This is a genomic window from Modestobacter italicus, assembly GCF_019799965.1.
GTDB classification, from domain to species: domain Bacteria; phylum Actinomycetota; class Actinomycetes; order Mycobacteriales; family Geodermatophilaceae; genus Modestobacter; species Modestobacter italicus_A.
The window spans coordinates 25142-51341 of sequence record NZ_JABGCJ010000001.1 but is presented as its reverse complement, the minus strand read 5'-3'; the positions used below and the strand labels follow the sequence as shown (position 1 = coordinate 51341).

General features: G+C 72.3%; 27 protein-coding genes. 14 read left to right on the top strand and 13 right to left on the bottom strand.

What is annotated here, in order from left to right; translation table 11 throughout:
• Nucleotides 1-17: 17 nt before the first annotated feature.
• Nucleotides 18-779: an endonuclease/exonuclease/phosphatase family protein gene (locus tag HLA93_RS00275; protein WP_222192233.1), complete on the bottom strand. Its 762-nt coding sequence runs from the start codon at nt 777-779 to the stop codon at nt 18-20.
• Between the two features lie 64 nt (nt 780-843).
• Here HLA93_RS00275 and HLA93_RS00270 point away from each other — a divergent pair, with 64 nt between their 5' ends.
• On the top strand, nt 844-1395 hold the full coding sequence (locus HLA93_RS00270) for a nucleotidyltransferase (RefSeq protein ID WP_308127859.1): 552 nt from the start codon (nt 844-846) through the stop codon (nt 1393-1395).
• Between the two features lie 69 nt (nt 1396-1464).
• Here the strand turns inward: HLA93_RS00270 and HLA93_RS00265 are convergent, their stop codons facing one another.
• The 3 genes from HLA93_RS00265 to HLA93_RS00255 are packed head-to-tail and all read right to left on the bottom strand — an operon-like array spanning nt 1465 to nt 4915.
• Nucleotides 1465-2244, bottom strand: coding sequence for a succinate dehydrogenase/fumarate reductase iron-sulfur subunit (locus HLA93_RS00265; protein WP_308127858.1), 780 nt, complete (start codon nt 2242-2244; stop codon nt 1465-1467).
• Nucleotides 2241-4187, bottom strand: a complete 1947-nt coding sequence (locus tag HLA93_RS00260; RefSeq protein ID WP_222192231.1) for a fumarate reductase/succinate dehydrogenase flavoprotein subunit — start codon at nt 4185-4187, stop codon at nt 2241-2243. Before HLA93_RS00260 ends, HLA93_RS00265 begins: the two co-directional genes overlap by 4 nt.
• Before the next feature lie 17 nt (nt 4188-4204).
• Nucleotides 4205-4915, bottom strand: a complete 711-nt coding sequence (locus HLA93_RS00255) for a succinate dehydrogenase cytochrome b subunit (RefSeq protein WP_308127857.1) — start codon at nt 4913-4915, stop codon at nt 4205-4207.
• Between the two features lie 215 nt (nt 4916-5130).
• Between HLA93_RS00255 and HLA93_RS00250 the strand changes: the two genes are divergently transcribed.
• The 3 genes from HLA93_RS00250 to HLA93_RS00240 all read left to right on the top strand — a co-directional run bounded on the left by HLA93_RS00250 (nt 5131) and on the right by HLA93_RS00240 (nt 7539).
• Nucleotides 5131-5742, top strand: coding sequence for a sulfite oxidase-like oxidoreductase (locus HLA93_RS00250; RefSeq protein ID WP_222192229.1), 612 nt, complete (start codon nt 5131-5133; stop codon nt 5740-5742).
• A 58-nt stretch (nt 5743-5800) separates the two neighbouring features.
• A complete protein-coding gene (locus HLA93_RS00245) occupies nt 5801-6577 on the top strand; it encodes an FAD-binding oxidoreductase (RefSeq protein WP_246625468.1) in 777 nt (258 codons plus the stop codon).
• A gap of 122 nt (nt 6578-6699) precedes the next feature.
• On the top strand, nt 6700-7539 hold the full coding sequence (locus tag HLA93_RS00240) for a formate/nitrite transporter family protein (RefSeq protein WP_308127856.1): 840 nt from the start codon (nt 6700-6702) through the stop codon (nt 7537-7539).
• A 1-nt stretch (nt 7540) separates the two neighbouring features.
• On the opposite strand, the gene HLA93_RS00235 is transcribed toward HLA93_RS00240, so the two are convergent.
• Entirely contained in the window at nt 7541-8089 is a 549-nt protein-coding gene (locus tag HLA93_RS00235; protein ID WP_222192227.1) for a DUF1990 family protein, read from the bottom strand.
• A gap of 29 nt (nt 8090-8118) precedes the next feature.
• On the opposite strand from HLA93_RS00235, the gene HLA93_RS00230 reads away from it, so the two are divergent.
• From HLA93_RS00230 to HLA93_RS00210, 5 genes are all read left to right on the top strand, one after another.
• On the top strand, nt 8119-9000 hold the full coding sequence (locus tag HLA93_RS00230; protein ID WP_308127855.1) for a HipA family kinase: 882 nt from the start codon (nt 8119-8121) through the stop codon (nt 8998-9000).
• Complete coding sequence (locus HLA93_RS00225) at nt 8997-9392, top strand: DUF3037 domain-containing protein (RefSeq protein WP_222192226.1); 396 nt, start codon at nt 8997-8999, stop codon at nt 9390-9392. Before HLA93_RS00230 ends, HLA93_RS00225 begins: the two co-directional genes overlap by 4 nt.
• A gap of 170 nt (nt 9393-9562) precedes the next feature.
• On the top strand, nt 9563-11794 hold the full coding sequence (locus HLA93_RS00220; RefSeq protein WP_222192225.1) for a PhoX family protein: 2232 nt from the start codon (nt 9563-9565) through the stop codon (nt 11792-11794).
• A gap of 239 nt (nt 11795-12033) precedes the next feature.
• Nucleotides 12034-12558: an RDD family protein gene (locus HLA93_RS00215; RefSeq protein ID WP_222192224.1), complete on the top strand. Its 525-nt coding sequence runs from the start codon at nt 12034-12036 to the stop codon at nt 12556-12558.
• A 66-nt stretch (nt 12559-12624) separates the two neighbouring features.
• The gene (locus HLA93_RS00210; RefSeq protein WP_222192223.1) at nt 12625-13008 is read left to right on the top strand and encodes a VOC family protein; all 384 of its coding nucleotides are present in this window, start codon (nt 12625-12627) and stop codon (nt 13006-13008) included.
• 5 nt (nt 13009-13013) lie between these two features.
• Here HLA93_RS00210 and HLA93_RS00205 read toward each other — a convergent pair whose 3' ends face one another.
• The 5 genes from HLA93_RS00205 to HLA93_RS00185 all read right to left on the bottom strand — a co-directional run bounded on the left by HLA93_RS00205 (nt 13014) and on the right by HLA93_RS00185 (nt 16598).
• Entirely contained in the window at nt 13014-13307 is a 294-nt protein-coding gene (locus tag HLA93_RS00205; protein ID WP_222192222.1) for a 4a-hydroxytetrahydrobiopterin dehydratase, read from the bottom strand.
• A gap of 24 nt (nt 13308-13331) precedes the next feature.
• Complete coding sequence (locus HLA93_RS00200; protein WP_222192221.1) at nt 13332-14045, bottom strand: phosphoadenylyl-sulfate reductase; 714 nt, start codon at nt 14043-14045, stop codon at nt 13332-13334.
• Entirely contained in the window at nt 14042-14212 is a 171-nt protein-coding gene (locus HLA93_RS00195) for a hypothetical protein (protein ID WP_222192220.1), read from the bottom strand. The genes HLA93_RS00200 and HLA93_RS00195 overlap by 4 nt, the downstream gene beginning before the upstream one ends.
• 2 nt (nt 14213-14214) lie before the next feature.
• A complete protein-coding gene (locus HLA93_RS00190; RefSeq protein ID WP_222192219.1) occupies nt 14215-15894 on the bottom strand; it encodes a nitrite/sulfite reductase in 1680 nt (559 codons plus the stop codon).
• Between the two features lie 221 nt (nt 15895-16115).
• Nucleotides 16116-16598, bottom strand: coding sequence for an RrF2 family transcriptional regulator (locus tag HLA93_RS00185; RefSeq protein ID WP_246625467.1), 483 nt, complete (start codon nt 16596-16598; stop codon nt 16116-16118).
• A gap of 27 nt (nt 16599-16625) precedes the next feature.
• Between HLA93_RS00185 and HLA93_RS00180 the strand changes: the two genes are divergently transcribed.
• Complete coding sequence (locus tag HLA93_RS00180; protein WP_222192217.1) at nt 16626-17387, top strand: (deoxy)nucleoside triphosphate pyrophosphohydrolase; 762 nt, start codon at nt 16626-16628, stop codon at nt 17385-17387.
• Between the two features lie 247 nt (nt 17388-17634).
• Nucleotides 17635-18534: an endonuclease domain-containing protein gene (locus HLA93_RS21745; RefSeq protein WP_222192216.1), complete on the top strand. Its 900-nt coding sequence runs from the start codon at nt 17635-17637 to the stop codon at nt 18532-18534.
• Nucleotides 18535-18653: 119 nt separating this feature from the next.
• Here HLA93_RS21745 and HLA93_RS00170 read toward each other — a convergent pair whose 3' ends face one another.
• The 3 genes from HLA93_RS00170 to HLA93_RS00160 form a co-directional block, all read right to left on the bottom strand.
• On the bottom strand, nt 18654-20027 hold the full coding sequence (locus HLA93_RS00170) for a metallopeptidase TldD-related protein (RefSeq protein ID WP_222192215.1): 1374 nt from the start codon (nt 20025-20027) through the stop codon (nt 18654-18656).
• A complete protein-coding gene (locus tag HLA93_RS00165; RefSeq protein WP_246625466.1) occupies nt 20027-21523 on the bottom strand; it encodes a TldD/PmbA family protein in 1497 nt (498 codons plus the stop codon). Before HLA93_RS00165 ends, HLA93_RS00170 begins: the two co-directional genes overlap by 1 nt.
• 113 nt (nt 21524-21636) lie before the next feature.
• Complete coding sequence (locus tag HLA93_RS00160; RefSeq protein ID WP_222192214.1) at nt 21637-21807, bottom strand: CsbD family protein; 171 nt, start codon at nt 21805-21807, stop codon at nt 21637-21639.
• Nucleotides 21808-22168: 361 nt separating this feature from the next.
• On the opposite strand from HLA93_RS00160, the gene HLA93_RS00155 reads away from it, so the two are divergent.
• The 3 genes from HLA93_RS00155 to HLA93_RS00145 all read left to right on the top strand — a co-directional run bounded on the left by HLA93_RS00155 (nt 22169) and on the right by HLA93_RS00145 (nt 26188).
• Nucleotides 22169-23887, top strand: coding sequence for an ABC transporter family substrate-binding protein (locus HLA93_RS00155; protein WP_222192213.1), 1719 nt, complete (start codon nt 22169-22171; stop codon nt 23885-23887).
• A gap of 314 nt (nt 23888-24201) precedes the next feature.
• Nucleotides 24202-25191: an ABC transporter permease gene (locus HLA93_RS00150; RefSeq protein WP_222192212.1), complete on the top strand. Its 990-nt coding sequence runs from the start codon at nt 24202-24204 to the stop codon at nt 25189-25191.
• Between the two features lie 28 nt (nt 25192-25219).
• Nucleotides 25220-26188 carry an ABC transporter permease gene (locus HLA93_RS00145; protein ID WP_222192211.1) on the top strand — a complete coding sequence of 323 codons (969 nt, stop codon included), beginning with the start codon at nt 25220-25222 and terminating at the stop codon, nt 26186-26188.
• Nucleotides 26189-26200: the final 12 nt, after the last annotated feature.

Genomic DNA, 26200 nt, shown 5'->3' with positions numbered 1-26200 from the left:
CATGGTCCTCGGATCGCTCAGCCGATGTCCACGGTGAGCGCCCGGTGGTCCGACAGCGGCAGGAGCGGCGCGGACGTCGCGGTCACCCGGCCCAGCGACCCGCGCAGCAGCACGTGGTCCAGCTGCCGGTCCGGCTCCTCCAGCGGGAAGGTCAGGCCGGTGGCCAGCGGTGCCCAGCCGGTCACCGCGGCCGGCGTCGGTGGGGTCATGTTCAGGTCGCCCATCAGCACCAGCGGGCCGGGGAACGCGCTGAGGTCCCGGCGGAGCCGGCGCAGCTGCAGCCGGTTCCAGCCGGGCACGAACGACAGGTGGGTGTTCACCACGGTCAGCTCGCCGTGCGGGGTCTCCACCACGGCCACGACCGCGGCCCGTGGCTCCTCGTGCACCTTGATCACCTTGCGCGGCCCGGGCAGCCACATCGGGAAGGTGAACGGGATCGCCGGCAGCCGGACCACCTGCCACGACCGCACCGGGTACCGCGACAGCAGCGCGATCCCGTACTCCGCCGTCCCGGGCTGCTCCCGGCCGGTGGCCGCCATCCACGTGGCGCCCGGGGTGCCGGCGATCGCCGCCACGAACCGGTGGGCCACCGCGCCCATCGCCTCGGCGGCGACCGCGGTCAGGTCGGCGTGGTGCGACCGGGGCTGCTCCCGGTCCACCTCCTGCAGGGCGAGCACGTCGGCGTCCAGCTCCCGGACGGCGGCGGCGAAGCGGTCGACGTCCACCCGGTCGTCTGCCGGGGAACGTCCGTGCAGGATGTTGAAGGTCGCGAGTCGCACGCGTGTGCGCCTACCCGTTCGGGTAGACGCACACCCGATCTGGCCGATGGACCCGAGGAGTTCTGTGACCGCCGACCGCGACGCCCTGCGGACCGCCCTGAAGCGCACCGCGTCGGCGCTCAAGCACGACGGCGTCCCGTTCGCGCTGGCCGGCGGCTACGCGTTGTGGGCCCACGGCGCCCCGGAGTCGGAGAACGACGTCGACTTCGTCGTCGCCGAGGGGGACACCGAGCGGGCCGCCAACGTGCTGGAGGCGGCCGGCTTCGAGATCGTCCGGCCGCCGGAGGACTGGCTGTTCAAGGCGTGCACCGACGGCGTGGTCGTCGACGTGCTGCACCGGGTGGTCGGCGAGCCGGTCGACGCCGAGCTGCTGGACCGGTCGGCGGAGATGGACCTGCTCGGCGTGCGGATGCCGGTGCTGCCGGCCACCGACCTGCTCAGCAGCAAGCTCCGGGCGATGACCGAGCACTACTGCGACTTCGGCGCGCTGCTCCCGCAGGTGCGCGCGGTCCGGGAGCAGCTGGAGTGGGAGCGGCTGCGCAAGGAGGTCGACGGCAACGACTTCGCCGCCGCGTTCCTGTTCCTGGTCGACCGCCTGGGCGTCAGCGCCGACTGAGCCCCGGACGACGAACGGGCCGGCACCCCCCGAGGGGTGCCGGCCCGTTCGTCAGCGGAGGTCCCGCTGTCAGCTCGTCGGCACCGCGCCGGCGCGCAGGGCGCCGAGCAGGTCGTGGTTGAGCCGGGAGATGGTCTCCATCGAGATGCCCTTCGGGCACACCGCGGAGCACTCGCCGATGTTGCTGCAGCCGCCGAAGTCCTCGGCGTCCTGCTGCCCGACCATCTTCAGCACCCGGGCGTCGCGCTCGGGCTGGCCCTGCGGCAGCAGCCCCAGGTGGGCCACCTTGGCGGCGGTGAACAGCATCGCCGAGCCGTTAGGGCAGGCCGCGACGCAGGCGCCGCAGCCGATGCAGGTCGCGGCGTCGAAGGCGGCGTCGGCGTCCTTCTTCGGCACCGGGACGGCGTGCGCGTCCGGGGCGGTGCCGGTCGGGACGCTGATGAACCCACCGGCGGAGATGATCCGGTCGAAGGCCGAGCGGTCGACCGCGAGGTCCTTGACCACCGGGAAGCCACCCGAGCGCCACGGCTCGATGTCCAGCACGTCGCCGTCCTTGAAGGACCGCATGTGCAGCTGGCACACCGTCGCCTGCTCCGGGCCGTGCGCGATGCCGTTGATCATCAGACCGCACGAGCCGCAGATGCCCTCGCGGCAGTCGTGGTCGAAGGCCACCGGGTCGTCGCCGTCGAGGATCAGCTTCTCGTTGAGGACGTCGAGCATCTCGAGGAAGGACATGTCGGGCGAGACGTCGGTGACGTGGTAGGTCACCATCTTGCCCTTCTGCGTCCGGTCGCGCTGACGCCAGATGCGCAGCGTCAGGCTCATCATCCGTGTCTCCGTGCTGGTCACTTGTAGCTCCGCTGTGCGAGGTGGACGTACTCGTACTCGAGGGCCTCGCGGTGCAGCACCGGCGGCACGCCCTCCGGGGTGTACTCCCACGCGGCGACGTAGGCGAAGTTCTCGTCGTCGCGCAGCGCCTCACCCTCAGGCGTCTGGCTCTCGGCCCGGAAGTGCCCGCCACAGCTCTCGTTGCGGTGCAGCGCGTCGACGCACATCAGCTCGGCGAGCTCGATGAAGTCGGCGACCCGGCCGGCGTGCTCGAGGTTCTGGTTGAAGATGCCCTGCTCGCCGGAGACCTTGACGTTGGTCCAGAACTCCTGGCGGATCTCCGGGATCCGGTCCAGCGCCTTGCGCAGGCTCTCCTCCGAGCGCTCCATGCCGCACAGGTCCCACATGAGCTTGCCGAGCTCGCGGTGGAAGGAGGCCACCGTGCGGGTGCCGTTGATCGACAGCAGCTTCTCGGTCTGAGCCCGCACGCCCTGCTCCGCCTCGACGACCGCCGGGTGGGTGGCGTCGACCTTCGGGAACGGGCCGTCGGCCAGGTAGTCGTTGATCGTGTTCGGCAGCACGAAGTAGCCGTCGGCCAGGCCCTGCATCAGCGCGCTGGCGCCCAGGCGGTTCGCGCCGTGGTCGGAGAAGTTGGCCTCACCGATCACGAAGAGGCCCGGGATGGTCGACTGCAGGTCGTAGTCGACCCACAGCCCGCCCATCGTGTAGTGGACCGCCGGGTAGATCCGCATGCCGGTCTCGTACGCGTCTTCCCCGGTGATCCGGTTGTACATGTCGAAGAGGTTGCCGTACTTGGCCTCGATCGCCTTCTTGCCCAGCCGCTGGATCGCGTCGGAGAAGTCGAGGTACACGCCCAGCCCGTTCGGGCCCACGCCGCGGCCCTCGTCGCAGACGTTCTTCGCCTGGCGCGAGGCGATGTCGCGGGGCACCAGGTTGCCGAACGCCGGGTAGATGCGCTCGAGGTAGTAGTCGCGCTCGTCCTCGGGGATCTCCCGCGGGTCGCGGGTGTCGCCGCGCTCCTTGGGCACCCACACGCGCCCGTCGTTGCGCAGCGACTCGCTCATCAGCGTGAGCTTCGACTGGTAGTCGCCGCTCACCGGGATGCAGGTCGGGTGGATCTGGGTGTAGCAGGGGTTGGCGAACAGCGCGCCCCGCTTGTGCGCCCGCCAGGCCGCCGTGACGTTGGAGCCCTTGGCGTTCGTGGAGAGGTAGAAGACGTTGCTGTACCCGCCGGAGGCGAGCACCACGACGTCGGCCATGTGCGAGGTGATCTCACCGGTGATCAGGTGCCGGACGACGATGCCGCGGGCCCGCCCGTCGACGACGATCAGGTCGAGCATCTCGGTGCGCGGGTGCTGCTCGACGTTGCCCAGCCCGATCTGCCGCTCGAGGGCCTGGTAGGCGCCGTAGAGCAGCTGCTGGCCGGTCTGGCCGCGGGCGTAGAAGGTGCGCGACACCTGGGCGCCACCGAAGGAACGGTTGTCCAGCAGGCCGCCGTACTCGCGGGCGAAGGGCACGCCCTGGGCCACGCACTGGTCGATGATCGCGGTGCTCACCTCGGCGAGGCGGTGCACGTTGTCCTCGCGGGAGCGGAAGTCACCGCCCTTGACCGTGTCGTAGAACAGCCGGTGCACGCTGTCGCCGTCGTTGCGGTAGTTCTTCGCGGCGTTGATCCCGCCCTGCGCGGCGACCGAGTGGGCGCGGCGGGGGCTGTCCTGGAACCAGAAGTTCTTGACCCGGTAGCCCATCTCGGCCAAGGTCGCCGCGGCCGAGCCACCGGCCAGGCCGGTGCCGACGACGATGACCGACAGCCGGCGGCGGTTCGCCGGGTTGACCAGCCGGGCACGGAACCGGCGCTCGTTCCAGCGGTCCTTGATCGGGACGTCGCGGGGCGCCTTGGTGTCGGCGATCGGCTCGCCGACGGTGAAGAGCTCGAGAGGCATGGTGGTGTCCTTCTCTCTCAGTCGATCAAGCCGAAGGCGACGGACAGCGGCACGAGCAGGAAGCCCACGGTCAGCACGGTGGCGATGACGTACGCCAGGCCGTTGACCGCGCGCTCGCGCTTCTTGTTGGTCTGCCCGAGGGTCTGGGTGGCGGCGAAGATGCCGTGCCGCAGGTGCAGGCCGAGCAGCAGCATCGAGACCACGTAGAACGCCGTGACGGGGATGTTCGAGAAGCTCGCGACCAGCCGCTCGTACGGCGTGCTGTCGTGGCCCTCCGGGTTCACCGCGCCGAGGGTGAGGTCGAGGATGTGCCAGATGATGAACAGGGCGAGGATCAGCCCGCCCCAGCGGACCGTGCGCGAGGCGAAGCTCTGCTGCACGCGCTTCTTGGTCGCGTAGGGCACCGGCCGGGCGCGCCGGGCCTGACGCCACAGCGAGATGGCCGCCCAGAAGTGCAACACCACCGCGGCCAGCAGCACCAGCCGGATGATCCAGAGCGTCGTCTGGGCCGGGAGCGCCGGTTCGCCGATGGTGCGGATCCAGCCGGAGTAGGAGTTGAACTTCTCCGGCCCCTGGAACGCCTTCAGGTTCCCGATCATGTGGGCGATCAAGTAGAGGATCATGATGATCCCGCTGACCGCCATCACCGTCTTCTTGACGACCGAGTTGTTGAACCGCCCGGTCTTGGGGGCCCTGCGCTGGCCCGGTTGCGTCGTCACTGTCGCCACGGGGTCACGGTATGCCTCTTCACACATGACACCCAGGTGAACCCGCCGTGACTCAGCTCATGTAAGGCACGCCTCACCTGGAGAACAGGCGCAGCAGCCGCAACGAGGCAGGTGCCCGCGGTGTTCCGGAGGGCGCGGACCAGGGGAGACAGCCCGCCCCGGCGTGGAGGAAGATCCCCGCTGACACCACCCGCACTGCCCCGAGAGGACCCGACGTGCCCGGACCCACCCGCGGTTTCCTCGGCCGCCGCCGTTCGGCCGGTGACCCCCGGCTGCCACCTGGCCAGTACGACGTCGGCGGTGACTGGCCGGTGCTCACCGCCGAACCGACACCCCGGATCACCCCGGAGAGCTGGACGATCACCGTGGACGGCGAGGTGGCGAACCCGACCACCTGGACCTGGGACGAGGCGCACGCGCTGCCCGGCGCCGAGTACCGCGGCGACATCCACTGCGTGACGACGTGGTCGAAGTTCGACACCCACTTCGCCGGCATCAGCGTGGACTCCCTGCTGCAGGTCGCCCAGCCGACCGAGGAGGGCCGGTTCGTGATGGCCACGTCGAAGACCGGCTACACGACCAACCTGCCGATCGAGGACGTCACCGGCGGCAAGGCGTGGCTGGTCTGGGAGTTCGACGGCAAGCCGCTGACGGCCGAGCACGGCGGTCCGGTGCGGATGCTGGTGCCCCACCTGTACTTCTGGAAGAGCGCGAAGTGGATCAGCCGGATCACCCTGCTCAAGCGCGACCAGCAGGGCTTCTGGGAGCAGAACGGCTACCACGACCGGGGCGACCCGTGGCGTCAGCAGCGGTACCAGGGCGACTGATGAAGGACCACGTCCTCCTCACCACTCGCAAGCTCGCGGCGAGCCTCTGGACGAGGCCATGAACGACCCGGGACCGGACTCCGGCGCCACCTCGGTCACCGCCGCCGGCCCGCCCGGCGGTGGGACGGCTCCGGCCGGCGGCTGGCGGACGGCGACCGTCGCCGGGCTGCGCCGGCCGATCGCCCGCTCGGTGGAGCTGCGGCTGGACGTGCACGACCGGGTCGACCACCTGCCCGGCCAGCACTACGTCGTCCGGCTGACCGCCGAGGACGGCTACACCGCCCAGCGCTCGTACTCGGTGGCCTCGGCGCCGGGTGACCCGCTGGTCGAGCTGTTCGTCGAGCGGCTGGACGACGGCGAGGTGTCCACCTACCTGGCCGACGTCGTCGAACCGGGTGACGAGCTCGAGGTCCGCGGCCCGATCGGTGGCTGGTTCGTCTGGGACGGCGCCACCCCCGCGCTGCTGGTCGGCGGGGGCAGCGGCGTCGTCCCGCTGGTGGCGATGGTGCGGCACGCGCGGGCCATCGGGCGGCTGGACCTGCTGCGGGTCGCCGTCTCGGCCCGGACGCTGGACGCGCTGCCCTACGCCGACGAGCTGGCCGAGGCCGGCGCGCTGGTCGTGCTGACCCGGGAGGCACACGGCATCCGGCCGGCGGCCCGGCTGACCGCGATGGACCTCCTCCCGCTCTGGGAGCCGGGGCAGACCGCCTTCGTGTGCGGGTCGGCCGGGTTCGCCGAGGCCGCCAGCCAGCTCCTGGTCGGGCTCGGGATGCCGCCGGCCTCGATCCGGGTGGAGCGGTTCGGTCCGTCGGCACTGGAGTCGCCGAAGCGCTGAACCAGGCCCTCGGTGCGGCGGTCATGAGGGCAAGGCCGGTCGGGTGGCGCGTGTGTGCAGCCGGTCAGCGGGTACGCCTCGCCGGACCGTGGCGCCGGCCCGGCCGTCTGGCAGGAGTGACCGTGGGCACCACCCGAGAAGAGCTCGAGACCCCCGACAGTGCCCGGGAGGAGCTCGGCGAGACGCCGGGCCCGACCGAGGACGAGCTGCAAGAGGCCTTCGACGTCATCGTCAGCGACGGCGCCCAGCGGCTGCACCGCAGCTGGCGGGAGGTGCTCACCACCGGTTTCGCCGGTGGGCTGGAGGTCGCCACCGGGGTGCTGCTGCTCTTCGCCGTCTACGCCGAGACCGGGAGCCACCTGCTCGCCGGGCTGGCCTTCTCGGTGGGCTTCATCGCCCTCCTGCTGGCCCGCAGCGAGCTGTTCACCGAGGGCTTCCTGGTGCCGGTCACCGCGGTGGCCGCAGGCCGGGCCAGCGTGGCGCAGCTGGGCAAGCTGTGGAGCGGCACGCTGGTGGCCAACCTGCTGGGCGGCTGGGCGTTCATGTGGCTCGTCGTCCGGGCCTTCCCCGACCTGCGGGCCACCGCGATCGAGAGCGCGGTCCACTTCGTCGACGCGCCCCTGGACCTGCAGTCGGCCTCGCTGGCCTTCCTGGCCGGCATCGCCATCACGCTGATGACCCGCATGCAGCACGGCACCGAGTCCGACCCGGCGAAGATCATCGCCGCGGTCGCCGGCGCGCTCGTGCTGGCCGGCCTCCAGCTGTTCCACTCGATCCTGGACTCGCTGATCGTCTTCGCCGCCCTGCACGCCGGGGCGCCCTTCGGCTACGGCGACTGGCTGGCCTGGTTCTGGTACACGACGCTGCTCAACATGGCCGGCGGGCTGTTCGTGGTCACCCTGCTCCGGCTGGTCCGCAGCAAGGAGATGATCAAGGAGGAGCGGGCGAAGGCGGGCGCCTAGGTCAGCGGCCTGGTGCCGCCCGGCGCATCGCGGCGACGTAGCGGTCCAGGGCCAGTGACTGCACCCGGAGGCTGACCGGGGTGCCCAGCCGGGCCAGTGGGGTGGCCAGCCGGGAGAAGGCCCGCAGCGCGTAGACGACCTCACCGCCGGGCCGGCGGGTGACGACGAAGGACTCCTCGCCGCTCTCCGGGTGCCCGGGCAGGGTGCCGTAGCCGAACCCGCGGCGGTCGGGCTCGTCGACGACCCAGACCACCCGGCACGGGATGTCCAGCCCGAGGCGGCGGAGGCCGGCGGTCATCAGGACGACGGTGCCCGGCGTGCTGGCCGGACCGTCGGCCTGGATGCGCAGCCCGGCGCCGCGCTGCGCCGTCCAGCGGAACACTGCGGCCGACGCCCGGTCGAAGGCGGCCGCGCCCGAGCCGATGACGTGCTCGCGCTCGACGTGGTGGTAGCCGCCCGGCAGGGTGCCGTCCCGGGTCGCGCCGACCTCGGGGTAGGTGAACGGGGCGTCGGCCAGCTGGGCGAGGGTCATGGCGCGGAGGAGTCCCACGCCGTCCAGTCTCCCCGGGGGGCCCGGCGGTGGCCGGTAGGGTCCAGCGCACTGTGCTCGCCGCCGTCTCCGCCACCCGCTACGTCACCCCGCTGCGCGAGGGTGGCTCGCTGCCGGGGCTCATGGAGGCCGACGACCTGGGCACCTACGTGGTGAAGTGGCGGGCCGCCGGCCAGGGCGTGAAGGTCCTGGCCGCCGAGGTGGTCTGCGGCGAGCTGGCCCGCCGGCTCTCGCTGCCGGTGCCCGCGCTGGTGACGGTGGACGTCGTCCCGGAGCTCGCGGTGGGGGAACCCGACTTCGAGGTCCAGGAGCTGCTGCGCAACTCCGCCGGGGTGAACCTCGGCATGGACTACCTGCCCGGGGCGCTGGACTTCGAGGCCGGCGCCGCGCAGGTCGACCCCGAGCTCGCGGGTCGCGTGGTCTGGTTCGACGCGCTGATCGGCAACGTCGACCGCTCGTGGCGCAACCCGAACATGCTGTTCTGGCACGGCCGGCTGCACCTGATCGACCACGGCGCGGCGCTCACCTTCCACCACAACTGGCCCGGCGCGCCCGCCGCCGTCAGCCGCCCCTATGACGCCGCGCAGCACGCGCTGATCGAGTGCGCGCCCGACGTCGGGGCCGCGGACGCCGCGCTGGCCCCGCTGGTCACCCGGCCGCTGCTCACCGACGTGCTGGCACAGGTGCCCGACGCCTGGCTGGAGGGCCCGTCACCCGACGAGCCCGCCGACGAGGTGCGCGGCCGCTACGTCGAGCAGCTGCTGGCCCGGCTGGCCGCCCGGGACAGCTGGCTGCCCGGGGTGCTCGCGGCTGCCGCGGCCGGCGGCGCGGGGCGGGGGAGCGCCCCGCGCGGGCAGAACCGCCCGTCCTGGCTCGGCCCGCCCCCGCCCGAGGGGGTGACCCAGCGATGACCGCCCGCGACACGTTCGAGTACGCCGTGCTCCGGGTGGTGCCGCGGGTCGAGCGCGGGGAGTCGCTGAACGCCGGTGTCCTCGTCTACTGCCGGCAGCGGGACTACCTCGGCTCGCGCGTGCACCTGGACGCCGACCGGCTGCGGGCCCTCGACCCGACGGCGGACCCGGCGGCGATCACCGCCGCGCTGCAGGCCGCCGCGGACGTCTGCTCGGCGGCGGTGGGCTCCGGAGCGGCCGGGCGGGAGGCGCTGGGCTCACGGTTCCGCTGGCTGACCGCACCCCGCAGCACCGTCGTCCAGCCCGGTCCGGTGCACACCGGCCTGACCGCGGATCCCGACGCCGAGGCCGACCGGCTGCTGCGGCTGCTGGTGCTCCCCGTCACCGACTGACCCGCCCGACGGCTCGGTCGTCCTCGCCCGGCCCGGTGCCGGCGAGGACCGGTCGCACGCGGCCTCGGCAGTCGTACCGGTCACGCGGGGTTCCTCCATCGTTCACCTTGATGGTGACGGAGGTCACTTAACGTCCGGGGCGGACCGTCCACCCGACCCGAGGACACCCCATGACGGACATCATCCCGTCCCGCCGCCGGCTCCTGCTCCCGTTGCTGAGCTCCGTCCGGCACGGCAGTCGCAGTCACACGACCTGCCACTACAAGTGCGGCAACGCCTGCGACGCGCCCGTGCCGAACCAGACCGACAACCCGACGATCGGGCAGGTGATCGAGGGGGCCTTCAGCCGGCGCACGATGCTGAAGGCGGCCGGCGCCGGCGCCCTGGTCGTGGCAGTGGGTCCACTGCGGGCCACACCTGCCCTCGCGACCGGGCCGTCGGACGTGGGCTGGCAGCCGCACCCCGATGTGCCGCTGACGTTCCAGCCAGTCGAGCAGAACCTGCTCGACGAGCTCGTCACCGCGGCCGGCTACGAGTACGGCGTCGTGATGCGCTGGGGCGACCCGGTGCTGCACGACGCGCCGGAGTTCGACGTCGACGCCCAGACGGCGGAGGCCCAGGCCAAGCAGTTCGGCTACAACTGCGACTACATCGGGTTCCTGCCCCTGACCCGCAGCGGTCGCCGGGCGCTGCTGGTGGTCAACCACGAGTACACCGACGAGCAGCTCATGTTCGCCGGCGTCGCCGACGAGGCCGCGCCCACCACCGACGAGCAGAAGCGCATCGCGATGATGGCGCACGGCATCTCGGTGGTCGAGGTCCGCCGGGAGAACAACACCGGCAACTGGCGTCCCGACAAGCGGGGGAGGCACAACCGCCGGATCACGGCGGTGACGCCCCACGAGCTGACCGGTCCGGTGGCCGGCTCGGAGTACGTGCGCACCACCGCCGACCCGGAGGGGCGCGTCGTCCTGGGCACGCTGAACAACTGCGCGGGTGGCATGACCCCGTGGGGCACCACCCTGCACGGGGAGGAGAACTTCAACCAGTACTTCGGCACCTCTGCGCCGATCACGGAGGACCCGCGGGAGCCCCGCCTGGGCCGCTACGGCGTCAGCGCGGAGGACGCCCCGGTGCGCGGGTGGGAGCAGGTCGACCCGCGCTTCGACCTGGCGCAGGAGCCCAACGAGGTCAACCGCTTCGGCTGGGTGGTGGAGCTGGACCCGTACGACCCGGACTCGACGCCGCGGAAGCGGACGGCGATGGGCCGCTTCAAGCACGAGGGGGCCAACGTCCAGATCGCCGAGGACGGGCGCGTCGTCGCGTACTCCGGTGACGACGAGCGGTTCGACTACGTCTACAAGTTCGTGTCGCGGAACCGCTACCAGCCCGGCGACGACCGCGCGTCCCGGGAGCACAACATGACGCTCCTGGAGGACGGCGACCTCTACGTCGCACGCTTCACCGGCGACTCGCCGCCCGAGCAGATCGACGGCCTCGCGAGCGTGCCGGCCGACGGCGAGTTCGACGGCACGGGCCAGTGGATCCCGCTGGTCCGGGACGGGCAGTCGATGATCCCCGGCAAGTCGGTGCCCTGGGTGCTCACCTTCACCCGCCTGGCCGCCGACCGGCTGGGCAAGCAGCTGGACGCCGATGGCGACTTCCCCGACCCCGCCGCCCCTGTCGTCGTCGACCCGGCCAGGGTGCCGACCCGGATGGACCGCCCGGAGGACATCCAGGTCAACCCGGTCAACGGCCGGGTCTACGCGGCGTTGACCAACAACTCCCGGCGGGAGGTCGCCGACGAGGCGAACCCGGTGTCCCGGTCGTTCGCCTTCGACCTGGAGGACGGCACCTACGAAGAGCGCGCCGGCAACCGGAACGGCCACGTCCTGGAGTGGCTGGAGACCGACGGCATCGCCGGGGACGACTTCTACTGGCGGGTGTTCATCGTGGCCGGTGACCCGGAGACGCCGGGGACGTACTTCGCCGGCTACGACAAGTCGGCGGTCAGCGCCATCTCGTGTCCGGACAACCTGGAGTTCGACCCGGCCGGCAACCTGTGGATCTCCACCGACGGCAACGTGCTCTCCACCCGGAACCAGGAGGCCGGCACCTTCGCCGGGACCAACGACGGGCTCTTCGCGGTCCCGACGGCCGGCCCGGAGCGCGGGCACCTGAAGGCGTTCCTCACCGTGCCGGTCGGGGCGGAGTGCAGCGGGCCGCTGATCACCTCGGACGCGCGCTCGGTCTTCGTCTCGGTGCAGCACCCGGGGGAGACCACCGGGTCGACGCGGGACACGCCGTCCAGCACCTGGCCCGACCGGCTGGCCGAGCGTCCCTACCCGCGGCCCAGCGTGGCGGTGGTCTTCCGGACGGATGGCGGCCGGGTCGGCAGCTGACCCGGCGGTCTGCCGGGCCTGGCCCTTCCGGCTGGGCCCGGCGCCGCCCGCGCGCCGCGGGTGAGCACTCCTGACCTCAGCCGGGAGGAGTACGTGCAGCCGCAGGGCGGACTCCAGGCCGAGGTCGATGTGCCCGTCGAGGGCTGACGACCGCGACCGACAGGTCGTGATCGCCGACGACGGCGTGGGTCCCTGCGTCGAGGGCCGTGACCGACGCTCGAGGACCCTACGGTGGCGCGATGGACGTCACCTCAGCCGTCGCCGCCCCTGGTGCTGCGCGGTGGCGTGCCTCCGCCTGGGACTACCTGGTCATCCTCGGGTGGCTGGCCGTGCTCACCGTGCTCGGCCTGGGGGCGCGGCTGGCGCTCCCCGCTCCCGGCCCGATCTCGCCGGTGGCTGCCGACGCGGTCGCGTTCGGCTTCTCGGTGCTGCCGGTCTGGGCCTACCTGACCGTCACGGAGGCGGGCGTCCGCCGGGGCAGCTGGGGCAAGCAGCGGACCGGGCTCGCGGTGGTCGCCGGCGACGGCCGGCGGGCCGGTGCCGGCCGGGTCGCCGTCCGCAACGCCGTGAAGCTGCTGCCCTGGCAGCTGGCGCACGTGGCGGTGGCGCGGATCATCGCCGAGGTGGACGCGCCGGTCACCGTGGCGACCACCTACGGGCTGTCGCTGCTCGTCCCGGCGGTCAGTCTCGCCATCGCCTGGCGGGACCCGGCGCACCGGGCCCTGCACGACCTCGTCGCCGGCACCCGGGTGGTCGGCGCCTGATCCGGGCAGGGGTGCGTGCCGCCCGGACCGGGCGGTCGTGTCGGACCCACCCGGTAGACCGCCGGCATGGAGATCACCGCGGTGGGCGTCGTTGCCCTCGACCTGCGCCGGTCCGTCACCTTCTACGAGCTGCTCGGGTTCCGGTTCCCGCCGTTCGGCGACGACGAGGAGCACGTGCAGACCGACGTGGGGAGCGGTGCCCAGCTGATGATCGACAGCGCCGCGATGATGGCGGAGCTGCTGGGCGAGCCGCCCCGGCCGGGCAACCTGGCCGCGTTCGCCACCCGGTTGGCATCCCCGACGGAGGTGGACGTCGTCGCCGGCCGGGTCGCCGCGGCGGGGCACACCGTCGTCACGGAGCCGTGGGACGCCCCGTGGGGACAGCGCTACGCCACGGTGGCCGACCCCGACGGACACCGGATCGACCTGTACGCGCCGCTGGGCAGCTGACCGGGTCAGCCGGGGAACAGGGCGTCGACCCGGCGGGCGAGCTCCAGGTCGAGTTCGGTGAGCCCGCCGGCGGAGTGGGTGACCACCGAGACCCGCACCGTCGTCCAGCGCAGGTCGAGGTCGGGGTGGTGGTCCATCAGCTCGGCCACGTCGGCGATCATGCTGATCGCCTCGACCGCGGCCCGGAAGGTGGGCAGCTCGAGGGTGCGCTCGATGCCGTCGGTGCCGCCCGACCAGAGCGGCAGGCCGCCCAGCGCGGCGGTGACGTCGTCGGGGGAGAGGCGCGGTGGTCGGGGCACCGGCCCATCCTGCCGCCGGTCAGCTCAGGTGTGCAGCCCGCACTCGACCTTGTTCTTGCCGGCCCAGCGGCCGGCGCGCGGGTCCTCGCCCGGGGCGACCGGGCGGGTGCAGGGGGCGCAGCCGATGGAGGCGTAGCCGATCTCCGACAGCGGGTTCACCGGCACCTGGTGCTCGGCGATGTAGGCGTCCACGTGCTCCTGGGTCCACGCGGCCAGCGGGTTGACCTTCACCATGCCGCGCTTGGCGTCCCAGTCGACGACCTTGGTGCCGGTGCGGGTGGCCGACTCGTCGCGGCGCACGCCGGAACCCCAGGCGGTGAAGCCGGCCAGCGCCTGCGCCAGCGGCTGCACCTTGCGCAGCGAGCAGCACAGGTCCGGGTCGCGCTCGTACAGCTTCGCGCCGTGCTCGGCGTCCTGCTCGGCCACGGTCTGCGGCGGCTGGACGTCGTGCAGCGTGATCGGCAGCACGCTGGTGATCCAGTCGCGGGTGCCGATCGTCTCGGCGAAGTGGTACCCGGTGTTCAGGAACACGACGTTGACCCCGGGGACGGCGCGGCTGGCCAGGTGCGCCAGCAGCCCGTCGGCCATGGAAGAGGTGATCGCGAACGAGTCCCCGAAGGTCTCCCCGGCCCAGGTGAGCACGGCCAGCGCCTGCTCGACCGGGTCGGTGATGCCCTCGAAGCGCGCATCGGCCTCGGCGGCCAGCTCCGGTGTCGGCTGGACGACGGCGGTGGTCACGGTCGGTTCACCCCAGTTCCGGTCAGGTGCACGGTGAAGGTGCGCAGGCACGAGGTGCAGTGCCAGCCCTCACCCTCCGGGACGAGCTCCTCGTCGCCGCAGTACGGGCAGTGGAACACCGGCAACTGCCGGGTCCTTCCCCGCCGCGGCTCGCCCTCCTCCGACATGGTCAGACCAGCCACTCCTCGTCGGCGCGTGCGACGTACTGGGCGAAGCGCTCGCCCGGCTCGCGCCGGTCGAGGTAGCCGCGCAGCACCCGCTCGCAGTAGTCCGCCGTCTCCTCCTTGGTGATCTTGTGGCCGCGGAACTTGCGGCCGAAGGACGCCTCGACCCCGAGGTGCCCGCCCAGGTGCACCTGGAAGCCCTCGACGCTCTCGCCCTCGGCGTTGCGGACGATCATGCCCTTGAAGCCGATGTCGGCGGTCTGGAACCGGGCGCAGCTGTTCGGGCAGCCGTTGACGTTGATCCCGATCGGCTCGTCGAAGTCCGGCAGCCGGCGCTCGAGCTCGGCGTACAGCTCCTGGGCGTGCGCCTTGGTCTCGACGATCGCCAGCTTGCAGAACTCGAGGCCGGTGCAGGCCATGGTGCCGCGGCGGAAGGCGCTCGGGCGCACCTGCAGGTCGTGCTCGGCCAGCGCGTCGACCAGCTCCTCGACGCGGGCGTCCGGGACGTCGAGGATCACCAGCTTCTGCTGGGTCGTCGTCCGGATCCGCCCGCCCTGCGTGCCGTACTCCTCGGCCAGGTCGGCGATCCGGGTGAGCAGGCTGCCGCTGATCCGGCCGGTGCGCAGGGCGAAGCCCACGGCGTTGTGGCCGTCCTTCTGCCTGCTGACCCCGACGTGGTCGCGCTGGTCGTGCTTCGCCGGGGCCGGCGCCGGGCCGTCGGGCAGCTTCTCGCGCAGGTACTCGTCCTCGAGCACCTGGCGGAACTTCTCCGGGCCCCAGTCCGCCATCAGGAACTTGATCCGGGCGTGGTTGCGGGAGCGGCGGTACCCGTAGTCGCGGAAGATCGACGTGCACCCGGCCCAGACGTCGGTCACCTGGTCGGGCCGGACGAACACGCCGATCCGCTTGGCGAACATCGGGTTGGTCGACAGGCCGCCGCCGACCCACAGGTCGTAGCCGGCCTCGCCGTCCTCGTTGACCACACCGACGAAGGAGACGTCGTCGATCTCGGGCTCGGTGCAGTGGTCGACACAGCCGGACATCGACGTCTTCCACTTGCGCGGCAGGTTGCTGAACTGCGGGTCGCCCAGGTACTTCTCGACCGTCTGGGCCAGCACCTCGGAGGCGTCGATGACCTCGTCCTCGAGGACGCCGGCCAGCGGGCAGCCGAGCATCACGCGCGGCACGTCGCCACAGGCCTCCATCGTGCTCAGGCCGACCGACTCGAGCCGTCGCCAGATCTCCGGCACGTCCTCGATCCGGATCCAGTGGTACTGGACGTTCTGCCGGTCGGTGACGTCGGCGACGTCCCGGCCGAACTCGGTGCTGATCCCGCCGAGGACCCGGAGGGCCTCACTGGTCAGCTGCCCGCCGTCGATGCGGGCCCGCATCATGAAGTAGGAGTCCTCGAGCTCCTCGGCCTCCAGGACGGCGGTCTTGCCGCCGGGGATGCCCTGCGCGCGCTGGGTGTAGAGGCCCATCCAGCGCATCCGGCCGCGCAGGTCACCGGGGTCGATGCCGTCGAAGCCGGTGTGGGCGTAGATGTCCAGGATCCGCTGGCGGACGTCCAGGCCGTCGGAGTCCTTCTTCATCCGCTCGTTCGGGTTCAGCGGCTCGCGGTAGCCCAGTGCCCACTGGCCCTGTCCGCGGACGGGGCGGTTGCTGCTGCGGGTGGGGGTCGACACGTCAGTCGTTCTCCTCTGCGCCGGCACGGGGTGCGTGCGCGACGCGGCCGGGTGCGGGTGCAGCAGGGAGGCTGCGGGGGGCGGGGGCCGTGGTCAGCGCGGAGCGCGACAGGCGGCGCTGGAGACCCGCGCCAGATCGACGTGCAGTCGCGCCACGAGGAGGGCGCCGCAGTCCGTCACGGTTCGATCGTGCCACACCGAGGCGACGGAGGGGTCGGGCCTCAGTCGGCGGCGGGGATGCCGAAGGACCGCCAAGCGCTCTCCAGCTCGATCATCTCGGCCACCTGGGCCGGCATCCGCCCGGCGACCACGTCGGCCAGCGTCACGTTCTCCAGCACCCGGCGGTAGGCCTCCCGGGCCGCCACCCAGACCGAGGCCAGCGGCTCCGCGGCCCCGGGGTACTCGACGTCCTCGGGGCGCTGGCCGTGCACCTCGGCGAGGAAGCCCTGCTCCACCCGCATGACCCGGGCGATCGAGACCTCCGCCGGCGGCAGCGCCAGCCGGTACCCGCCCTCCCGGCCGCGCTGGCTGGTGACCAGCCGGGCGTGCTGCAGGTCGCCGAGGATCGCCTGCAGGAAGCGGGCCGGGATGCCCTGTGCCTGTGCGATGCGGTCGGAGGTGAGCGTCGCCGGCGCCACGGCGGCCAGCTCCACGGCGGCGCGCACGGCGTAGTCGACCCGGGCGGAGATGCGCACGGAGCCCATCCTGCCTGGTCTGCGAAGCTGGGCCGCGTGTCCCAGCTGCGGTTCACCACCTTGGTGGAGGCCCCGCTGACCGTCGCGTTCGACGTCGCGCGGTCACTCGGTCGGCCCTGGCCCCGGCCGTTGCGGGAGGTCGTCTCCGAACGGCCCTGGCGCGACGTCCACGAGGCGGAGCTGGCCGGGAGGCGTCGGCTGGTGCACACCCGCGAGTTCGCCGCCACCGGCGCCGGCACGCTGGTGCACGAGCAGGTCGACTGGCAGACCGCGCTGCCGGGGCCGCTGGGTGGCCTGGTCGACCAGACCGTGCTGCGCCGCCGGCTGGTCCGGGCCATGCAGGCGCACCTGGACGCCTACGCGGCCGCCGCGGGCCGCCGGGCCCAGGAGGTCACCCAGGTGGTCGGCGCCGCGCTCGTCGACGACCGCCGGCGGGTGCTGGTCGCCCAGCGCGGGTCGGGCCCGCTGGCCGGGCTCTGGGAGTTCCCCGGCGGCAAGGTCGAGCGTGGGGAGGGCGAGCTGGCCGCGCTCGTCCGGGAGTGCCGCGAGGAGCTCGCCGTCGGCATCGCACCGCAGGCCTTCCTCGGTGAGGTCCCGCTGGACGGCGTCGTCGCCGGCGGCGCCCCCGGCGCGTCCACGCTGCGGGTCTGGTGGGGCCGGGTCACCGCCGGCGAGCTGGTCGCCCACGAGCACAGCGCGCTGCGCTGGCTGCCGGCCGAGGACCTCGACGAGCTGGACTGGATCCCGGCCGACCGCCCACTGATCCCCGCCGTCCAGTCCCTCCTCGCCCGCCTCTGACCCCTCCGCGGCGCTTTCGCGCGATCAGGCGCGGCGCTTTCGCGCGATCAGGCGCGGCGCTTTCGCGCGATCAGGCGCGGCGCTTTCGCGCGATCAGGCGCGGCGCTTTCGCGCGATCAGGCGCGGCGCTTTCGCGCGATCAGGCGCGGCGCTTTCGCGCGATCAGGCGCGGCGCTTTCGCGCGATCAAGCGCGGGGGCTGTGGATGACCGCCGCACGGCCATGGGTGGATGCGCGACGCTGCGGCGGTGACGCCGACACGCCGTTTCCTCGGAGGTCTCTTCGTCGGTTCCCACGCACTCGCCGAGGGAGTGCTGACCAGGCGCCAGCTCGAGTCCGGGCTGTACCGCCGGGTGCTCCGCAACGTCTACGCAGATCCGGGACTCAGGCACGACCACCGGCTGAGGGCCCGGGCGGCCGCGCTCCTGATGCCGGCCGAGGCTGCGCTGGGCGGGCGATCAGCAGCGGCTTGGTTCGGTGCGCCGTTCAGCTCGTCCGCTGATCCGGTCCTTGTCGTCGTCCCCCGCACGTGTCGGTGGCGCGGACCGCGCGGCGTGCAGGTGCACCGGACCGACGTGCGACCGGCTGAGATCTGGCAGGACGAGGACGGCGTGCGGGTAACGACCGCCGTTCGGACGGCCTGGGACGTCGCCACGCTGGAGCCCACGGCCGCTGCGGTCGCCCTGCTGGACGGGATGCTGCGGCACGGGCGGCAGGCGGCGGACGGTCTGTCCGTCGCGGCGCTGGCGGCGGGGTTCGTGCGCCGAAGCGGCCAGTGGGGCAGCCGGCGGGCGAACGCACTGCTGCCACTCGTCGACGACCGCGCCATGAGCCCACCCGAGTCGCGTGTCCGAGTGGCCTGCCACGTCGCCGGCCTGCCGCACCCGGTGCCGCAGTTCCGGGTGTACGAGGACGGCGTCCTCCTGGGTCAGGTCGACCTCGCGTGGCCGGAGGCGAAGCTGATCGTCGAGTACGAGGGTGCCTACCACTTCGACGGCGTCCAGATCGACAAGGACGACGCCAGGTACGACCGGTTGGTCCAGGCGGGCTGGCAGGTCGTCCGGCTGAGCTCCGTCGACCTGCGTGACCTGGACGCCGTCGTCGCCCGGATCCGGACGGTGCTCGCCGACGCCGGCGTCCTCACCTGACCGCTGCGCCTCTCCGCGCGTGCTCGTTCGCGCGGAACCGCGCGTGCTCGTTCGCGCGGAACCGCGCGTGCTTGTTCGCGCGAAACCGTGCGTGCTTGTTCGCGCGAAACCGTGGGGGGTCAGCCGGCGGCGTTGCCGGTGATGTTCCAAGCGGCCAGCCGCACCGCCGGGACGGCGACGCGGTTGTAGCCCATCGGGCCCATCAAGCGGTACGGCTGCGGGTCGACCTCGGAGCCGACGACGACCGCACCGGGGGCCAGCGCCTCCAGGTAGGACTGGGTGAACCGCAGCGTGCTCACCGGGGCCACCACCTGCCCGTCCTCGACCAGCCAGACGCCGTTGCGGGTCAACCCGGTCCACACCGAGCGCCGCGCCTCGACGACGCGGGTGTACCAGAGGTCGCTGACCAGCAACCCGCGTTCCAGCCCGCCGACCAGGTCGGCCACGCTGCCACCCGAGCCGGGGGAGAGCGCCGGGTCCCCGGCGACCGGGCCCCACGTCGCGCTGACGTCGGAGGCGTGCCCGGACGGCGTCCGGTCCAGCGCCGCTGCGGTCCGCCGGTCGGTGGTCAGCCCCACCGGGACGCCGTCGCGCACCAGCTCGGTGCGGGCGGTGGGTGTGCCCTCGGTGTCGAAGGGCAGCCCCACGCCGGCGGACGGGTCGTCGGCGAGGGTGACCGCCTGGTCGAACTGCTGGTCGCCCAGGCGCAGCCCCGAGGTCCCGTCGACGACCGCCTTGCCGTTGAACTGGCCGGACACCAGCCCGCCGACCAGGTCGGCCACCGCCGCCGGCTCCAGCACGACCGGGTAGGCGCCCGGCTCGACCGGGACGGCGTCCACTCCGGCGCGCGCCTTGGCCGCGGCCCGGGCACCGAGCGCGGCGCAGTCGAGGTCGGCGAGGCGGGCGGACATCGACCGCGCGACGCCGTCGGCGCCGGAGAGCCGGGCGATGCCGTCGCAGATCGCCGAGGTGGTCGCGCCGTAGAGGTGCCGGCCGGCGGTGTCGGCGAGCACGGTGCTGAGCGCGGCGGTCTGCACGAAGCCGGCGGCGCTCAGCCCACCCGTGGCGGCGACGAAGGCGGCGACGCCGGCGGCCCGGTCGGCGGGGGAGGCGGCTGCGGTCGCCTCGTCCGGGGAGCCGGCGGAGGTCAGCGGGGCCGGCTCGCCGAGGCCGGGCCAGCTCGGGTCGCGGGGGCGCAACCGGGCGGCGGCGAGGGTGGCCGCGACCAGGTCGGCGACCGCCTCGGTGCGGCTGCGGGTGGTCGCGGCGGTCGCCGTCCGGCCGCCGTCCACGGTCAGCTGCAGGTGCACCGTCACCTGCTCGTCGGCGACGTTCTGGTGGATCGCGGAGTCGGCGAAGCGGGTCAGCGCCAGGGTGGAGCGCTCGGCGCGCACGGTGGCCGCGGCGTCGGTGCCGGCCTGCCGGCGCACCTCGTCGAGGACGGCGCCGGCCAGGTCGTCGAGCAGGGGTCCGTCGAGATCGGGGGAGGGCATCAGCTGCGCACCCCCACCCGGACGCCGGAGAAGCGTGCCGGTGCCGCGCCGTGTCCGGTGTGGCCGACCTGCCCGGGCTGCCCCTTGCCGCAGTTCGGCGTGCCCCAGGCCCGCCACTCGCCCGGCGCGCGGCCGGCGAGCATGTCCAGCGAGGACCAGAAGCGCGGGCCGATGCCGGTGTAGGAGGGGTTCTTGAGCATCCGGCCCTTCCGGCCGTTGCGCACCTCCCAGCCGATCTCGCAGCCGAACTGGAAGTTGAGCCGGCGGTCGTCGATCGACCAGGAGCGGTTGTGCTCCATGAGCACGCCGTCGTCGGTGGCGGCGATCATCTCCTCCAGCGTGTGCGGGCCGGGCTCGAGCCCGACGTTGGTCATCCGGACCATCGGCAGCCGGGCGTACCCGTCGGCGCGCACGGAGCCGGCGTACCCCAGCCCGGCCAGGGCGGCGGAGTCGCGGCCGGCCAGCACGCCCACCCAGATCCCGTTGCGCACCGCGTCGCGGGCGGTGGCGGGGGTGCCCTCGTCGTCGTACCCGAAGGACCCCAGCGCGCCGGGGAGGGTCGGGTCGATGGTGATGTTCATCAGCTCCGACCCGAAGCGCAGCGAGCCGAGCTGGGTGAGGTCCAGCCAGGAGGTGCCGGCGAAGGCGGCCTCCCAGCCGAGGATCCGGTCGAGTTCGATGGCGTGCCCGACGGACTCGTGGATCTGCAGCGACATCTGCTCCCCGCCCAGCAGCAGGGTGGTCTCGCTGGAGGGGCACGGGGGTGCGGTGAGCAGCTCCTGGCACTCGGCGGCGATCCGGTCGGCGTGGCCGGGCAGGTCCAGCTCGCGCACCAGTTCCCACCCGCGGGTGCCGTACTGGCCGCGGAAGGCCGGGTACGAGCGGCGCTGGGTCTCCCCGTCCCCGACGGTCAGGCAGTGCATGCCGGCGCCGGTCTCCCGGATGTGCTGGCCGATCCGGGCGCCCTCGCTGGAGACGAACGCAGTGCGGGTGTCCCAGGCCTGGTGCAGCGCCTCGGCGACGGCCACACCGGCGGCGCGCATCGTGGCGGTGACCCCGGTGAGCAGGTCGCCCTTCTCCGCCAGCGGGACGGCGAACGGGTCCTCCAGGCACTCGCTGGCCCAGTCGGCCTGCACGGCCGGGACGCCGACGAGCTCCATCGGCGGGCCGGGGACGGCGGCCGAGGCCTGGGCGATCGCGGTGGCCCGGGCGCCGGTGCGCCGGGCGTCGGCGTCCCCGGCCGGGTCGCCGAGCGCGGCGAAGCCCCACGAGGAGCCGACCAGCGCACGGACGCCCAGCCCGACGGACGCGGTCTGGGACAGCGAGCGGACGTCGCCGTCCCGGGCGGTCATCGACTCGTGCCGGCGGTCGACCAGCCGCGCGTCGGCGTACCGGGCGCCGGCCGCGAGCGCAGCCTCCACGGCGGCCGTCGCCGCCTCGAACGCGGCCGGCTCGACGGCGGACCCGCCGCCCGGTTCATTAGCGATGCTCATCATCGCCGCCCATCTTCCGTCCGGGACGGGGCGTGGCACAAGCGCCCGGACGCACGAGAGCGCCGCCCCGGCGAGCCGGGACGGCGCTCTCGCGGTCGATCAGTGGCCGGACCGGCTCACTTGAAGACGTCCTTGACCTTCTCGCCGGCCTGCTTGGCGTTGCCGGCGGCCTGGTCCTTCTGGCCCTCGGCCTGCATGTCGCGGTCGTCGGTGGCGTTGCCCACGGCCTCCTTGCCCTGGCCGGACAGCTCCTGGGCCTTGTTCTTCATCTTGTCCACGGCGCTCATGGGTCCTCCTGGCTCGACGGTGTCGAGGAGCCCGGTACCCGATCGGCGTGGCGACACACCCGCATGATCAATTGCTCCGGGAGGCGTCGAGAAGGGCCGGAAAGTGTCCGGTCGAGACGGTTGTATTGCGTCGGTGTTTCGCGTTCTCCCAGGTGGTCGTGAGCGAAGGTCACAAGATGATGACGGTCATGGACTGCCTCTTCTGGCTCTGCCTAGGGTCTGCCCGTCGCTCCTGTCCGTCAGCGTCCCGACAGCTGCCTGACAGCGTGCGTTCACGCACGACCCCCCAGTCCGCCCGGTGTCCGGGTCGGTCAGACCTGATCGTTCCTCCCGCTCACGCGGGTCGAGGAGGCAATCCAACGTGAAGTTGAGCAAGCGCAGTGCGATGCTCATCGCGACCGGGCTCACCGGCGCGATGGCGCTGTCGGCCTGTGGCGGCGGCAGTGACGACGGTGGCGGCGACGGCGAGAGCGGTGCCTCCGGTCGGGTCGTCTTCGGTGAGTCCACGGACTTCCCGGAGAACCTCTACCCGAACATCGCGGCCGGCAACGCGACGTCGGTGGCCAACGTGCTGATCCGCGTCCTGCCCTCGCCGTACCACATCCAGCCGGACTTCACCGTCGAGTACAACGACGAGCTGCTGACCGAGGAGCCGACGCTCGAGGAGACCGACGGCGTCCAGGTCAACACCTACTCGATCAACCCGGACGCGGTGTGGAGCGACGGCACCCCGATCACCGCGGACGACTTCGAGTTCACCTGGCGGGCCAACCGCAGCGGTGACCCCGCCGACGGCGGCTGCGCCGCGGTGCTGTCGACCACTGGCTACGACATCATCGAGAGCATCGAGGGCTCGGACGACGGCAAGACCGTCACCGTCACCTACACCACGCCGTACGCCGACTGGCAGGGCAACTTCGAGAACCTGCTGCCGGCCCACCTCATGGACAACGAGGACCCGGTCGCGCTCTGCGAGACGATCACCAACGGCTGGCCGATCTCCGAGGGCCTGCCGGAGAACATCTCCGGTGGCCCCTGGCAGGTGTCGAACATCGACGCCGGCACCCAGGTCATCGTGCTCACCCCCAACCCCGAGTGGTGGGGCGACGGCCCGAACCTCGAGCAGCTGATCATCCAGAACATCGGCAACGACCCGACGACCGCCGTCCAGGGCATCCAGTCCGGTGAGCTCGGCGTGATCTACCCGCAGCCGCAGCTGGACCTGGTCGAGCAGATCCAGGCGCTGGAGCCGAACGTCGAGAGCGAGATCAGCTTCGGTCTCTCGTTCGAGCACGTCGACCTCAACACCCAGGACCCGCACCTGGCCGACCCGAACGTCCGCAAGGCGTTCGCCTACGCGCTGGACCGCCAGGAGATCGTCGACCAGACCGTCGGCCAGTTCTCCAGCGACGCGCAGGTCCTCAACAACCGGATCTGGCTCAACACCCAGCCCGAGTACGAGGACACCGCGCCGGAGGAGGTCACCGGCCAGAGTGTCGAGGCCGCCAAGGCCCTGCTCGAGCAGTCCGGCTACACCCTCGGTGCCGACGGCGTCTACACCCACCCCGAGCGCGGCCCGCTGAACATCCAGATCGACACCACGGCCAACAACCCGCTGCGGCAGACCACGATCGAGGTGATGATCCCGCAGCTGAAGGAGGCGGGCATCAACGCCACGTTCAACGCCAACCCGGACATCTTCGCCGGTGCGGACAAGCCGACCAGCCTCGAGGGCGGCGGTTTCCAGGCCGCGCTCTTCGCCTGGGTGGGCAACCCGTTCGTCACCTCTGCGCAGTCGATCTACCAGACCCCGCAGGGCGACAACATCCAGCAGAACTACTCGCGGGTCGGGACGCCGGAGATCGACGCCCTGTTCGCGGAGCTGGCCGCCGAGCCGGAGCGTGAGCGTCAGGCGGAGCTGGGCAACCAGATCGACGCCCTGCTGTGGGACCAGATGGCCACCATCCCGCTCTACCAGAAGCCGACCTTCATCGCGTACCAGTCCTCGATCGAAGGGGTGCAGGACAACCCCACCGAGGCCGGCCCGCTGTGGAACTCGCAGACCTGGACGATCGAGTGACCTCGGTCGACTGAGCACCACCTGCACCGAGCACCACCTGCACTGAGCACCACCGGCCCGGCGCCGCCCTCACCGGCGGCGCCGGGACCCGGCTCCACGGCCCCCTGGGATGACTCCCGGGGGGCCGTGGGGTGTCCGGGGTCGATGTGTCGCCGCTGTTCCGCGACTGTGACGCCCCGAGATCCACCCTGGGTGCGGCCCCGCCGCCGCCCACCGGCCCGTTCCCCACAGGGCGGAGCGCCCGCCTCCAGGACGCGCCGCTCACCAGGCCGTCCGGAACCGGACGGCTTCCGCTCCCGGCGTAAGGTCACCGCATGTTCTTCTTCACGATCCGGCGGATCATCGCGTCGGTCCTCGTGTTGCTGGTGAGCTCGTTCCTGGTCTTCGCGCTCTGCGCGGCCAGCTTCGACCCGCTGGCGAAGTACTACACGCAGAACCCCCGGCCGCCGGAGTCGTTCTTCAACAACCTCCGCGAGCAGCTGGGGCTCAACGACAACTTCTTCGTCCGCTACTGGAACTGGCTCAGTGGCGCGCTCACCGGCGACTTCGGCGAGACCATCAACGGCACCCCGGTGGCCGACCAGCTGATCGGCCGGATCGGGGTGACCGGCCGGATGATCATCGCCGCCGTGGTCATCGCGGTCGTCCTGGCGATCATCGTCGGTGTGGTCGGGGCGGTCCGGCAGTACAAGGCCTCCGACTACGCCCTCACCTTCTTCGTCTACATCCTCATCGCGCTGCCGACGTTCTGGTTCGCCGCGCTGCTGAAGGAGTTCGTGGCCGGGGGCATCAACGACATGCTCGGGTCGCAGGTGCTCTACACGATCGGCGAGGAGACGCCCGGGCTCGGGCTGTACGCGAGTGGCTGGGAGCTGTGGTCCGACCGGCTGGGGCACCTGATCCTGCCCACGATCAGCCTCGCGATGCTGTCCTTCGCGGCGTGGAGCCGCTTCCAGCGCGCGGCCATGCTCGACGTGATGGGGTCGGACTACATGCGGCTGGCCCGGGCCAAGGGGCTCACCTACCGCCGCACCGTCGTCCGGCACGGGCTGCGCAACGCGCTGATCCCGCTGACCACCGTCGTGGCGCTGGGCATCGGCACCCTCTTCGGTGGGGCGATCATCACCGAGACGGTCTTCGTCTGGCACGGCATGGGCGAGTACCTGATCAACAACGGCATCCACCAGAACGACATCAACGTGGTGCTGGGCTGGCTGCTGGTCAGCGCGGTCTTCGTCGTCGTCTTCAACCTGATCGCCGACATCCTCTACGCGGTCCTGGACCCGCGGATCCGGCTGGCCTGAGCCGCCTCGCGAGAGAGAAGGACACCCCATGGCCACCACCCAGGCCACCACGGACACCGCCGGCGGTGTCCTCCCGGCCACCCCGGGCGCGCCGCAGAGCGGCGGCGAGGTCGAGCGCGAGTTCACCGTCAAGGCCCGCAGCCAGCGCCAGCAGATCATCCGGCGGTTCTTCCGCAACAAGGTCGGGATGACCGGCCTGGTCATGTTCGTGGTCCTGCTGGTCTTCGGCTTCATCGGCCCGCTGGTCGACGGCAAGACCTACGACGCCCAGAACTCCAGCGCGCAGTCCGTGCCGCCGGGCACCGCCGGCTACCTGCTGGGCAGCGACGCCATCGGCCGTGACCTGCTGGCCGGGCTCATGCAGGGCGTGCAGCGGTCGCTGTTCATCGTGCTGCTGTTCGTGGTGATCGCCTTCCCGCTGGGCCTGCTGGTCGGCGCGCTGGCCGGCTACTTCGGCAAGTGGGTCGACAGCCTCCTGATGCGGTTCGTCGACCTGATCCTGACCGTGCCGCTGCTGGTCGTGCTCATCGTCGTGGCCAGCAACTTCCCGAGCTCCCGGACGCCGCTGGGTGTCGGCATCATCCTGGGCCTGTTCGGCTGGCTCGACCTCGCCCGCATCGTGCGCAGCCAGTTCCTCTCGCTGCGCGAGAAGGAGTACGTGGAGGCCGCGCACGCGATGGGCGCCTCCAACGCCCGGATCATCTTCAAGCACCTGATCCCGAACACGCTGGGCTCGCTGATCGTGTGGACGACGCTGGCCGCCGCCACCGCCATCACCCTCGAGGCCGCCCTGACCTACCTCGGGTTCGGCGTCAACGGGGCCAACCAGACCTCGCTCGGCCGCCTGGTCTCCGACGGGGTGCAGGCCGCGAGCACCCGACCCTGGCTCTTCTACTACCCGGGCATCGCCCTGCTGCTGATCGTGTTGGCCATCAACCTGATCGGTGACGGCATCCGCGACGCCTTCGACCCGAGCAACCGCCGCGTGCGGGCCTGACAGCATTGAAGA